8 protein-coding genes and 1 riboswitch are annotated in these 13,901 nt (G+C 39.4%); of the genes, 7 read left to right on the top strand and 1 reads right to left on the bottom strand.

Annotated elements, in window-relative coordinates:
- Nucleotides 1-9 precede the first annotated feature (9 nt).
- The 7 genes from EV201_RS12435 (at nucleotide 10) to thiC (ending at nucleotide 6,741) form a co-directional block, all read left to right on the top strand.
- Entirely contained in the window at nucleotides 10-252 is a 243-nt protein-coding gene (locus tag EV201_RS12435; protein ID WP_130307970.1) for a hypothetical protein, read from the top strand.
- Nucleotides 253-573: 321 nt separating this feature from the next.
- Nucleotides 574-664, top strand: a riboswitch (TPP riboswitch).
- A 33-nt stretch (nucleotides 665-697) separates the two neighbouring features.
- On the top strand, nucleotides 698-898 hold the full coding sequence (thiS, locus tag EV201_RS12430) for a sulfur carrier protein ThiS (protein WP_130307969.1): 201 nt from the start codon (nucleotides 698-700) through the stop codon (nucleotides 896-898).
- A gap of 33 nt (nucleotides 899-931) precedes the next feature.
- A complete protein-coding gene (locus EV201_RS12425) occupies nucleotides 932-2,194 on the top strand; it encodes a thiamine phosphate synthase (protein WP_130307968.1) in 1,263 nt (420 codons plus the stop codon).
- Complete coding sequence (locus tag EV201_RS12420; protein ID WP_130307967.1) at nucleotides 2,182-2,952, top strand: thiazole synthase; 771 nt, start codon at nucleotides 2,182-2,184, stop codon at nucleotides 2,950-2,952. Before EV201_RS12425 ends, EV201_RS12420 begins: the two co-directional genes overlap by 13 nt.
- Nucleotides 2,953-2,954: 2 nt before the next feature.
- Nucleotides 2,955-4,061, top strand: a complete 1,107-nt coding sequence (gene thiH / locus EV201_RS12415; RefSeq protein WP_130307966.1) for a 2-iminoacetate synthase ThiH — start codon at nucleotides 2,955-2,957, stop codon at nucleotides 4,059-4,061.
- Between the two features lie 176 nt (nucleotides 4,062-4,237).
- Complete coding sequence (locus tag EV201_RS12410) at nucleotides 4,238-4,975, top strand: HesA/MoeB/ThiF family protein (RefSeq protein WP_130307965.1); 738 nt, start codon at nucleotides 4,238-4,240, stop codon at nucleotides 4,973-4,975.
- 101 nt (nucleotides 4,976-5,076) lie between these two features.
- Nucleotides 5,077-6,741 (top strand): phosphomethylpyrimidine synthase ThiC, encoded by a 1,665-nt coding sequence (gene thiC / locus EV201_RS12405; protein ID WP_130308135.1) that lies wholly within the window; start codon nucleotides 5,077-5,079, stop codon nucleotides 6,739-6,741.
- Nucleotides 6,742-6,812: 71 nt separating this feature from the next.
- On the opposite strand, the gene EV201_RS12400 is transcribed toward thiC, so the two are convergent.
- The gene (locus EV201_RS12400; RefSeq protein ID WP_130307964.1) at nucleotides 6,813-13,892 is read right to left on the bottom strand and encodes a Calx-beta domain-containing protein; all 7,080 of its coding nucleotides are present in this window, start codon (nucleotides 13,890-13,892) and stop codon (nucleotides 6,813-6,815) included.
- Nucleotides 13,893-13,901 lie beyond the last annotated feature (9 nt).

Below are 13,901 nucleotides of genomic sequence, written 5' to 3'. Positions count from 1 at the left end.
AAAAACAAAATGAATCAGGACGACTTTAATAAGATCAAGCAAATAAAAAAAGAAAATAAGGAAGCCTACAAGCCATGGAGTAGAAAAGATGATGATGACATGATTAACCTTTTTTTCGATGGTGTCCCGGTTTCAGAAATCGCTATCAAATTAAACAGAACCAAAGGGGCTATTCGTGCCCGAATCCGTAAAATGGAGCTTACTCAAATTAAAAAGAAAACATCTCCCTCTTCTGACTCTTCAAAAAAATAATACGGAACGAAGTCCGTTTAGGCTTTTATTATTAAAATATTTCCATACATTTGACAACGTTTTACGGGGGTGCCTTATACCATTTCATTTAAACTTGTGATATTTAATTCACTTTTTTTATGGTATAATTCCGATAGACAATCAGACAAGTAACTTGAGTTTAAAGCAAAAGTAAACCTAGCTGATTGCTAATCGGTATTAAAACAGGCTGAGATTATACCCTTAAGAACCTGATGCGGATAATGCCGACGAAGGGAGTTAATATCATTCTGATTTCAGTTTACCAGCCTTCTGTAAAACACACATTTTTTTTTGAATATAGTAATTGATAAGGGGTGCCCTATGGGCTGAGATCACACCCTCATAACCTGATTCGGATCATACCGACGTAGGAATATCAAGCATTGGCTTAAGCCTCTTCTCATTTACTACAAAACTAACTCGTATGAAGGTTTATGTAAATGATGAAAGCATCGATATCGCTGATGCCTCAAGTATTTCAAAGCTGCTTTGCCAGCTCAATACATCCCCCAAAGGCATAGCCGTTGCCATAGGGCAAGAAATTATCCCCTCAATTCTATGGGATAAACATCTGATAAAGGAAGATGATAAGGTTTTGTTGATTCGCGCCACACAAGGCGGTTAATCTATTATTCAACAAAACTAATCTCAAAATCCTATGACACCTATAGTTATTACACCTGAAGAAATCCTTCCGGATGAAGTTCGCCTTTGGGAAGCCCTTTTTAAATCGGGACTTCAGAGGCTACATGTTCGGAAACCACATGCTTCAATCAATGAATTAAAGCACATGCTTCATAGCTTAGCAAAGCAATACCATTCACGTGTGATTCTGCATCAGCACCATATTCTGGCTGAAGAATTCTATCTGGGAGGAGTTCATTTCAAAAGCGTCCATCAAACAGATGAATATCCAATAAAACGTCAAAATATAAGCCGGAGCAGATCCTGCCATACGCCCCTTGAAGTTTTAAACCACTACAAAACGCACGACTATGTTTTTTTGAGTCCGATTTACAATTCAATCTCTAAACAAGGCTACCCTTCTGCTTTCTACCCCAACGAGATCCAAACTTTATTTCAGGATCATCCTGAAATTAAAAACTGCATCGCTCTGGGCGGAATAGACCAAACAAATATTCAGGATTGTTTGGATTTGGGATTTATGGGTTGTGCGCTTTTGGGAAGTATTTGGGAAGGCAATCATCTTAGTCCGGAACTGGTCTCCAAACGTTTTTATGAGATTCAAGCAAATAGTAAAATGATGATAAAAAACACATCAATTTCAGATTTTCAATTCATCACAAACGATTTTTCCAAACTGAACGAATTGGAACAAATCCAACAGGTGTGCAAGGCAGGTGCCAAATGGATTCAACTTCGTCTAAAAAATAAATCAGATGAAGATATTTTAAAAATGGGCAAGCAAGCAGCCGATATATGTCATCAGTATCAAGCAAAACTTATCCTAAATGATCATGCACATCTGGTAAAAGAAATCGGTGCCCACGGCGTTCACCTGGGTAAGGCTGATCTATCTCCCGTCACAGCCCGAAAACTATTGGGACGTGAATACATTATTGGCGGAACGGCCAATGATATAAATGATATCCGCCAACTACACCAGTCAGGTGTCGACTACATCGGCTTGGGTCCCTTTCGTTTTACGCAGACCAAAAAGAACTTAGCTCCTGTTTTAGGGCTCAAGGGCTACAAGCAAATCATAGAGCAGTGCCAAATTGAAAACATCCATTTGCCTATTGTTGCCATCGGCGGAATCAATATTGAAGACGTCTCCGATCTTGTGGAAAGTGGTCTGCATGGTATTGCTTTATCCTCAGCCATTACATCAAGTGAAAATCTCATCTCAACAACAACAAACTACCTTAAACAACTAATAAATCCGTTATGCAACAACTAACAATTGCGGGCCAGGAATTTAATTCCCGGCTTTTTCTTGGAACCGGAAAATTCAGTTCCAATCAACTTATGGAAGAAGCTCTGATTGCCTCTGGCAGCGAAATGGTCACCACTGCTCTGCGAAGAGTGGATATTCAGAACCCGGAAGACGATATCCTGAAGCATATCGATCCGAATCGTTTTAGATTATTGCCCAACACATCTGGCGTACGAACAGCAAAAGAAGCCGTATTTGCGGCAGAACTGGCAAGAGAAGCCCTGCAAACCAATTGGCTCAAACTTGAAATTCATCCCGATCCGAAATATTTACTTGCTGATACTATAGAAACACTAAAAGCTTGTGAAGAGTTGGCAAAAAAGGGGTTTATCGTTCTGCCCTATATGCAGGCCGATCCCATTCTGGCCAAACAGCTTGAAGAAGCGGGTGCTGCTGCCGTGATGCCTCTGGGTTCACCAATCGGGAGCAATAAAGGCCTCATTACACGTGAATTTATTAGGATTATTATTGAACAGGCAAACATTCCTGTCGTAGTTGATGCAGGCATTGGGGCACCCAGTCATGCTGCCGAAGCCATGGAGATGGGTGCTGATGCTGTGCTTGTCAATACGGCTATTGCTGTTGCAAATGATCCGATAAAAATGGCTGAAGCGTTCAAACTGGCCGTTCAAGCGGGTCGAATAGCTTTTGAGGCCAAACTGGGTACACAACTCAACCAAGCAGAAGCCAGCAGTCCTCTAACCTCATTTCTAAACTTATAAGCATGAGTTTTTTTGACACCTTAAAACAATACGACTGGGAACAAATTAAGGACAGCATCTATGCTAAAACGGAGCAAGATGTTTTGCATGCTCTTAATCAAACCCAATGTGGACTGGAAGACTTCAAGGCTTTGATTTCTCCTGCAGCGGCTCCCTTTTTGGAGCAAATGGCTCAGAAAAGTATGCTGGCGACACAACAGCGTTTTGGTAAAACCATTCAACTTTATGTCCCCTTATACCTTTCCAATACTTGTTCAAATTCATGCGTGTACTGTGGATTCAGTCATCAAAACAAAATTGAACGCGTAACCCTTAGCGAAGATCAGATTCTAAAAGAAGCTATGGCCATTAAACAAATGGGCTTCGAACACCTCCTTTTAGTCACTGGCGAACATCAAAAGGAAGCTGGTTTTACCTACCTGATGGGAGCTATCGAATTACTGCGTCCTCATTTTGCCCAAATTTCGGTGGAAGTACAACCCATGAGTACCGAAGAATATCAGCAACTGAGACAAGCAGGATTACATGCCGTTTACGTTTATCAAGAAACCTATCACCAGGAAAATTACAAAAACTATCACCCTGCCGGAAAAAAAGCAAACTTTCAATATCGACTTGAAACACCTGACAGACTGGGTAAAGCAGGCATTCATAAAATCGGTTTGGGTTGTCTTATCGGCTTAGAAGATTGGCGTTCGGATATCTGGCATACTGCTCTTCATCTATCCTATTTGGAAAAAACATATTGGCAGTCTCGCTATTCAATCTCCTTTCCACGCTTGCGTCCTAATGCAGGAGGTTTTCAGCCTAACATGGCGATCTCTGACAGGGAGCTATTACAGGTCATTTGTGCCTTCAGAATTCTGAATCAGGAAGTCGAACTCTCACTCTCAACCCGGGAATCACCCACTTTTCGCGATCATGTCTTCAAACTTGGCATAACAGCCATGAGTGCAGGATCAAAAACAGAACCTGGTGGCTATGCGGTACACACCAAAGCCCTGGAACAATTCGAAGTTTCGGATCAACGAAGTCCTCAAGAAATTGAAAGCATGTTGCACGAGAAAAAATACGAGGCTGTTTGGAAGGACTGGGACAGGTATATGTAACAAGGGAAAATAAGGTTAAAAGTAGAACAAGGATAAAGTAAAAAGAATTGGAAACCACAGATGACACAAAATATCACAGATTAGTTCATTAAACTGATTTTCGAAACTGACAACAATAAATGAATGACCATTTTGACTTTTGAATTATTGGACTTTTACAGAAAATTAAATAATCTATGGACACATATAAACTAAGCGATAAAGAACGGGATCGATACCAACGCCAGATCATACTTCCTGACTTTGGAGAAGAGGCACAAATCAAACTAAAGAATGCGAGTGTTCTTGTGATTGGAGCCGGCGGACTAGCCTCTCCTCTGCTTAAATATCTCTGCTCAACCGGGGTCGGGCGGATAGGCATCATGGATGGTGATATCGTTGAAGTGAGCAACCTGCAACGACAAATCATGTATGATGAAAGCGACGAGGGGCAATATAAAGTTGAAGTCAGCGCACAAAAATTGAAAGAACAGAACCCAAATATCACGATTGACTGTTTCAATTACAGATTAACAAAGGATAATGCTGTTGCCTTATTTAAAAAGTACGACCTGATTATTGATGCCTGTGACAACTTTGAAACCCGCTACATCATTTGCCGTGCGGCACAAAAAGCTGACAAAGCCTGGATTTTTGCTTCTGTATTTGAATACGGCGGACAAGTTTCTGTTTTTAACTACAGAACTAAAACTCAATACAGCGATTTGTATCCTGAAGCACCGGATCAAATTCCTCTTACAGATGGAAAAAAAATCGGCGTACTTCCTGTCGTACCTGGTTTAATTGGCCTTATACAAGCAACCGAGGCCATTAAAATCATTACAGGAATTGGCAAGATACTCGATGGAGAACTACTGCTCTATAACGCTATGGACTTAAGCAGTCAAAAACTAAAAATTGGAAAACAAGGCTAAAGGTTTAAAAGGGTAAAGGATAAAGTTATTCAAATTTAAAGGTGATATCCTGAAAACCGATAACTGAAAAGTAAAAAATGAATACTAAACAAAAATATACGATGAATAAAACAGACATTAATAAACTGATATCAAGGGATGGATTCCCAAATTCAGAAAGAATTTATATCAAAGGTAAAATGGACGGCGTCAATGTTGCCATGCGTCAAATTAAGCTAAGTCCAACACGAAATTCAGATGATACACTTGAAGAAAATGCACCACTAACGGTTTATGATACATCAGGTCCATTCACCGATCCAAGTATTGAAATCGATCTGAATAAAGGTATCGACAAGATCAGACAGCCGTGGATTGAAAGCCGCAAAAAAGAAATCATCCAAACCCAAATGTACTTCGCAAAACGAGGCATTATAACCCCTGAAATGGAGTATGTTGCAATTCGTGAAAATCAGGGGTTAAGTGAAGACCAACTGCAAAAAGGCGAAAAACTGATTACGCCCGAATTTGTACGCGAAGAAGTGGCTAGTGGTCGTGCCATTATTCCAGCCAACATCAACCACCCAGAGAGTGAACCTATGATTATTGGTAAAAATTTCTTAACCAAGATCAATGCCAATATCGGAAACTCGCCGGTTGATTCCAGTATCGAAAAAGAGGTAGACAAATCCGTTTGGGCTTTCCGATGGGGAGCAGATACCATTATGGATTTGAGTACCGGAGAAAATATTCATCAAACTCGCGAATGGATTCTTCGTAACTCACCCGTACCGGTAGGAACGGTGCCTTTGTATCAGGCTCTTGAAAAAACAAAAGGTAAATCCGAAGATTTAAGTTGGGAAATTTTCCGTGAAACACTGATTGAACAAGCCGAACAAGGGGTCGATTACTTTACCATTCACGCTGGCCTGCTTTGGCGTCATATTCGCCACACCATCAACCGTACCACAGGTATTGTGTCCCGTGGAGGTGCCATTATGGCCAAGTGGTGTATGTACCATCACCAGGAAAGCTTTTTGTATACCCACTTCGATGAAATTTGTGACATCCTGGCCAAATACGATATAGCCATCTCTTTAGGTGATGCTTTACGTCCTGGTTCCATTGCCGATGCCAACGACCAGGCTCAGTTCGCTGAATTGAAAACACTAGGCGAACTTTGTCAACGCGCCTGGGATAAAGATGTTCAGGTAATGATTGAAGGTCCCGGGCATGTACCCATGCATAAAATCAAGGAGAATATGGAACTGCAAGAGAAGTATTGCCACAATGCCCCTTTCTATACCTTAGGCCCTATCACCACCGACATTGCTCCGGGTTATGACCATATAACATCTGCTATTGGAGGTGCCATGATTGGATGGTTAGGAACTGCCATGCTATGCTATGTGACTCCGAAAGAACATCTGGGATTGCCTAATAAAGACGATGTTAAAACGGGCGTGATTACCTACAAGATTGCCGCTCATGCTTCTGATTTGGCAAAAGGTATTGTTGGTGCTCAGGTTCGGGACAATGCCATGAGTAAAGCCCGTTTCGAATTCCGATGGAAAGATCAATTCTGCATCTCTCTGGATCCGGAGACAGCAATGAAATACCACGATGAAACCCTTCCTGATGAAGGTTCAAAACAATCACACTTTTGCTCCATGTGCGGCGAACATTTCTGCTCTATGAAAGCCAGTCGCGATGTACGGGATATGGCTGCAAAAAAAGAAAAGAAACGTCAGGAATTTATAGAGGCCGGAGGTGAAGTTTATAATTAATCCTTTGCCCTTTTAATCAATACATAAAATCGCCCTGCTTATTGAGCAGGGCGATCTAAAAAAACAGACTCTTATTCGATAATAATCTTCTTCATGACAGTTCTATTATCCAGCTCAACTTTTAAGAAATACATTCCTGATTTGAGTGATAAATTTAGGTACGTTTTCTTCTCATAAAGTTTCTGACTATAAATAAGCTTACCACTCAGATTAATCAATTCAAGGGCAGCACCATCAGTAGGACGCTTATTTAATTCAATATAAAAAGCGCCTTTTGAAGGATTCGGATACAAAGAGACATTCACGGGATCACTATCGATCTCTTCAATTCCGGTCACATTATCAACAGTTACAACCACTGAACTTTCTTCTGAATCTAATTCGCCATCATTGACAATAAGCTTAAAAACAAAATCAGTCAAAACAAGCACATTCGGAGACATAAAGGTCGGTTTAGGATCATGAACATCTGATAACTCGATCCCTTCAGGTGCAGACCAAACAAAGTCTAAATAATCTCCATCCGGATCATAGGAATGCCACGCATTAAGTTCCACCCTCGAATTATTGGGCACAAATTGATTTTCTCCAGCATTAGCAATCGGTCTTTCATTCACATCAATAATCGTCACAAAAACGTCCTCTATCGCCGAGATATTCTTGCCATCACTCACGCAAATACCCAAAGTATAATGATTCGTTCTTTCAAAATCCAAATTTGTATTATCAAAAATACGGAGTTCTCCTGTTGAAGAATTGATTCCAAAAATACCGACGGAATTTCCCGACATTATTTTCCATTTACTAAGGGCTGTTCCTGAATCATTATCGGATGCTAAAACCATTCCTAAACTCGTATTATTGGCCTCCATCTCATTAACTGAGAAACTTTGATTTTCTATTACTAAAGGCTTATTATCATTAACATCAACGACATTAACATTCACATTTTCTACAGTGGAGGTATTTATACCATCACTAACCATAATACCCAATGTATAAGATTCAACCTTTTCAAAATCAATTTTTGTATTATCAACAACACGTAATTCACCTGTAGTAGAACTGATTGCAAATATGGCCTCAACATTTCCATCAACAATTGACCAACTACTTAAAATGGTCCCTGTATCAGCATCAGTTGCCAAGATAATTCCAACACTTTCATCATTAGAAATATCCTCATCTATTGCAAAGCTCTGACTTGATGTAATAACTGGTCTCGAATCATTATCCGTAATCGTATAGGTATGAACCGTATTACTGCCTAAGGTCGCATTCGTCGGATTTGAAAGGGTCACAATAACCGTCTCATTATTCTCATCCAACAGATCATCGACAATACTGGCAATGGTAATGTTCTTATTAAGATCACCCGCTGCTAAAGTCAATGTCCCATCAGCTAAAGTATAGTCGGCACTCGTTGCAGTTCCCGTGACCGTATAATCAACTGTAACAGTTAAACCACTTGCTGCCGAAAGATCCACTTGCAGATCAGCACTGCTCACCGACTCTAATCCATTTGAAGATGTCGAATTAAAATCCACTACTCGGATACCATCATTATCATTTATCGTGTAAGTATGAACCGTATTACTGCCTAAGGTCGCATTCGTCGGATTTGAAAGGGTCACAATAACCGTCTCATTATTCTCATCCAACAGATCATCGACAATACTGGCAATGGTAATGTTCTTATTAAGATCACCCGCTGCAAAAGTCAAAGTCCCATCAGCTAAAGTATAGTCGGCACTCGTTGCAGTTCCCGTTACCGTATAATCAACTGTAACTACTAAACCACTTACCGTAGAAATATCCACTTGCAAATTGGCACTACTTACCGATTCCAAGCCATTCGAAGATGTCGAACTAAACTCAATTGTTGGCGTCGCATCATTATCCGTAATCATATAGGTATGAACCGTGTTACTTCCCAAGGTTGCATTCGTCGGATTTGAAAGGGTCAAAATAACCATCTCATTATTCTCATCCAACAGATCATCGACAATACTGGCAATTGTGATGTTCTTATTAAGATCACCCGCTGCAAAAGTCAAAGTCCCATCAGCTAAAGTATAGTCGGCACTCGTTGCAGTTCCCGTTACCGTATAATCAACTGTAACTACTAAACCACTTGCCGTAGAAATATCCACTTGCAAATTGGCACTACTTACCGATTCCAATCCATTAGAAGAAATCGAACTAAACTCAATTGTTGGCGTCGCATCATTATCCGTAATCGTATAGGTATGAACCGTGTTGCTACCCAATATGGCATTCGTCTGATTTGAAAGAGTTACAATGACCGTCTCATTATTTTCATCCAACAGGTCATCAACAATACTGGCAATGGTGATATTCTTATTAAGATCGCCCGCTGCAAAAGTCAACATTCCATCAGCTAAAGTATAATCAGCACTCGTTGCAGTTCCTGTTACTGTATAATCAACTGTAACATCAAAACTACTTGCAGCTGATAAACCTACTTGTAAATTAGCACTGCTTACCGATTCCAAGCCATTAGAAGAAATCGAACTAAACTCAATTGTTGGCGTCGCATCATTATCCGTAATCGTATAAGTATGAACCGTGTTACTTCCCAAAGTTGCATTCGTTGGATTCGAAAGGGTCACAATCACCGTCTCGTTATTTTCATCCAAGAGATCATCAACAATACTTCCAATGGTAATATTATCACTGGCGTCACCAGCTGCAATCGTTAAGGTACCATCTGCCAAAGTATAGTCAGCTCCAGTTGCTGTTCCGGTTACCGCATAATCAACCGTCACAGTCAAACCACTTGCCGCTGATAAATCAATTTGTAAATTGGCACTACTTACCGATTCTAGTCCATTTGAAGATGTCGAACTAAACTCAATTGTTGGCGCAGCATCGTCATCATTAATTGTATAAGTATGAACATTATTTGTTGCTAAAGTTGCATTTACAGGATTCGACAATGTAACAATAACTGTTTCGTTATTCTCATCTAAAAGGTCGTTTATAATACTTGCTATTGTGATATTATCTGATGCTGACCCTGCACTTATTGTTAATATTCCGTTTGCAAGAGTATAATCAGTCCCATCACCAGTTGCTGTTCCTGTTACTGCGTAGTCAACTGAAACATTCAATCCACTTGCTGCTGATAAATCGACTTGTAAATCTTTACTACTTACTGATTCTGCTCCACTAGAACTTGTTGCAATAAATTCAATAGTCGGAGCGACATCATCATTAAGTATTGTATAAGTATGAACAGTGTTTGTTCCTAAAGTTGCATTTACAGGATTCGACAATGTAACAATAACTGTTTCGTTATTCTCATCCAAAAGATCGTTTATAATACTTGCTATTGTGATATTATCTGATGCTGCCCCTGCACTTATGGTTAAAGTTCCATTTGCAAGTGTATAATCAGTCCCACCGCCAGTTGCTGTTCCAGTTACAGCATAATCTACAAGAACATCTCTACCACTTATACATGAAAGATCTACTTGAAGATTAGCACTACTAATTGATTCCAATCCATTTGAACCAGTTGAGTTAAATGCAATGGTCGGTAAAGCATCATTATCGTTGATAGTATAGGTATGAACAGTATTTGTTCCTAATGTTGAATTTACAGGATTCGATAATGTAACAATTACTGTTTCGTTATCTTCGTCTAATAAATCATCAACAATACTTGATATTGTTATATTATCTGATGCTGCCCCTGCACTTATGGTTAAAGTTCCATTTGCAAGTGTATAATCAGCGCCTGTAGCCGTTCCTGTCACCACATAATCTACAAAAACATCTCTACCACTTACAGATGAAAGATCTACTTGAAGATTAGCACTACTAATTGATTCCAATCCATTTGAACCAGTTGAGTTAAATGCAATGGTCGGTAAAGCATCGTCATCAATAATATTTATAGTTTGTGAAGTATACATCTGAGGTATTGCATTAGCAACTAAACCAATATCAACTATAACAGTCTCATTATTTTCATCTATAGCATCTGAATTGATAGTAACAACAATATTAATTTCATCATCTCCAGCCGGAATAACTACAGGACTTGCTGTTATAGAATAATCTGCACCAATTGTAGCTGTGCTAGAACCATTAACAGAAAATGGTATTGATATATCTCTTCCACTTGCAGGAAATACTTGAATAGTCATATTTACAATTCCTGACTCACCAATACTATTCTGTTCTTCATAAGTAAATGTAATAGCAGGCTTTGCGTCATCATCAAGTATTGTTGCTGTAACTTGTTGTGTCCCCAATTCGACACCATTTATAACTGTTGATATATCAATTATTACAGTTTCATCATCTTCATCTAAAACATCACTAACAGAAGTAAGTTGTACGGAGTTATAGGTATTCCCAGCTGATATTACTATTGATGATGCAGCTAAAGTATAATCAGTGCCTGAACCTGTTGCTACTCCTGAAACAAAAAGATTCACTGTTACATTTTTATTAAAGCTATGCGATAATGTTGCCTTAACATTCGTAGTTCCTCCATCTTCGACCATAGTAGATAATGGTTCCAAGCTAAGTGTAACAGTTGGCTCTGGTATAACCGACAATGTAGCAGTATAGGTAGAAGCACTGAAGTCGGTTCCATCGTTCACATCGAATGTAAAACTAGATGATGTTCCAGTTGTATTCAAGTATTTTAAATAACCTGCGTCTAAATCTGCTTTTGAAACAGTGCTATTATTTGATAAAGCAATTTCTGCTCCGTTAACTGTTTCACTAGCATCTGAATCAATCCATAATGTTCCATTACTAGGAACTGCTGTTATCCTTAAATGATCAATGGGATCGCTGTCAATATCAGAGTAACTAAAATTGGCTGTTGAAAATTCATAAGCGGTATTCTGATAAATTAAAGAGGCTGTGAAACTGGAAGCAGTGGGAGTATCATTAACAGCAGTAATATCGATATTCACTGTTCCTAAAGAAACATCGGTTCCTCCTCCCGATCCGGTATATCCTCCATCATTAGCAGTCAGTGTTAAAGTAGCAGCATTGTTACCATTTACATTCGAAGCACTTGTATATTTTATATTCGATGACGTATTTAGATAAGTATCAATATTAGCTACAGAACCTGTTAAACTTAGTGTTCCTGTACCTGAACCTCCAATGGTGACTGAACCTCCTGAACTGGCAGTGAGAGTCCCTGCTGATGCATAAATAGTTAATACAATACTGTTTGCTCCTGCATCAACATCATTAAAAGTGGCAGCTGAAAGATCAACATTGCTTGCAATATCCTCCGAAACAGTTATATCTGTTGGCAAACCTGAAATGGTTGGATCATCGTTAACAGCCGTAACACCAATTGTACGTTGAACAGTTTTACTGGCAAGAACTGCATCCAAAGCAGCAATGGTTATTACCCGATTTGAAGTTCCAGGATTATCAGAAGTATTCCTGTATCGTATAGATTGAAACACTTCCTGCACAATGGCATTTGTAGCATCAGAATCAAATCCGATAGCGAGTTGCGTGCCCCCTGTTGCTACTCCTCCACTGGGAACTAAATCTCCTACGTCAGTGCCATTAGCAAATATATTGGCTCCGCTAATGGTAATTGCTATTCCATCTTCATCGGTATCACTAATGCTAATTTCATCTGCTGCCTCATTATATAAATCTATTTCTATAGCCAGTTGTCCACCGTTCCATTCGGCATCACCGTCAGGATCACTTACAGTTGCCGATGCATCAATTTGAATAGCTGTATTATTTTCGGTATAAGATAAAACAGATCCCTCAATTGAAATAATTGGAGCATCGTTAACAGCTGTTATATCAACATTAACTGTTCCTAAAGAAACATCTGTTCCTCCACCTGTTCCGGTATAACCTCCGTCATTAGCTGTTAGAGTTAATGTAGCAGCATCGTTACCATTTACATTCGAAGCACTTGTATATTTTATATTCGATGACGTATTTAGATAAGTATCAATATTAGCTACAGAACCTGTTAAACTAAGTGTTCCTGTACCTGAACCGCCAATGGTGACTGAACCTCCTGAACCAGCAGTAAGAGTTCCTGCTGATGCAGAAATAGTTAATACAATACTGTTTAATCCTGCATCAACATCGCTTAAAGTGGCAGCCGAAAGATCGACATTACTTGCAATATCCTCCGAAACTGTTATATCTGTTGGCAAACCTGAAATAGTTGGATCATCGTTAACAGCTGTAATATTAAAAGTAACTGATGCAGTATTTGAGTTTTCTGTACCATCATTTGCATAAAACGAAATTACACCAGCATTTGTCCCGTTTAGGTTAGGTGTAGGAGTAAAAGTTGCAGCATCCAGGGCGGTATTTATTGCAGCCAGTGTACCGGCTGCTGTAAAACTAGCTGATCCATTTCCACTGCCACCAAATATAATGCCTGTAGTTCCTGTAGTAAGTGTACCACCTGTAATTGTAAATGTAACCGTCTGGTCATCTCCATCGGTATCTGCTACTTGAATATCATCAGCCAAAGCAACATTTGTGTCATCTTCGCTTACAATTGGAGCACTTGGAGCAGTGGCTGTGGGAGCGGCGTTGGAAGACCCTGCTGCAATATCCACCTCAAAAAGGAAGTCCGCTACACCAATTACACTCCCCTCATAATAAGCAGTTCCTCCAGCATAAAAATCACTATTTGCATACTTGAGAGAAACAGTAGATGAACCAAAATAAAAGGTATATTGACTTCCATTAGTAACTGAAATATTTAATGAGGAAACATCTATTTCCGAAAAACTCGTAAAATCACCATCTGGGGCAATAATGAGACTTACACCTGATACTGAACCTAGAGGCGAAATTAAACCAGCCCCTTCATAAATAGTAAGCGTCTTATTACTGTATGCAGCTGTACTTAATACGCGCACTTTTGTAAGAACACCATCCTGGCAAGCTGTAAAACTCTGACCGACATTAGTTTCAATACTATTAGCACTATCATTACTAGATACGAATGATTCTGTACATTGAGCAGAAGCATCATTACCTGAAACAAACAACATACTGGCAAGCAAAAAAGACATCATAATCAACTTGCTTAGACCTTTTGTAAACTCTGAAAAATTTCTTAATTGCTTATGGAAAGTAAAAATGTAAACCTTTTTCATAATGCTATT

Source organism: Ancylomarina subtilis, assembly GCF_004217115.1.
Lineage (GTDB): Bacteria > Bacteroidota > Bacteroidia > Bacteroidales > Marinifilaceae > Ancylomarina > Ancylomarina subtilis.
This window is presented reverse-complemented; position numbering and strand designations above follow the sequence as displayed.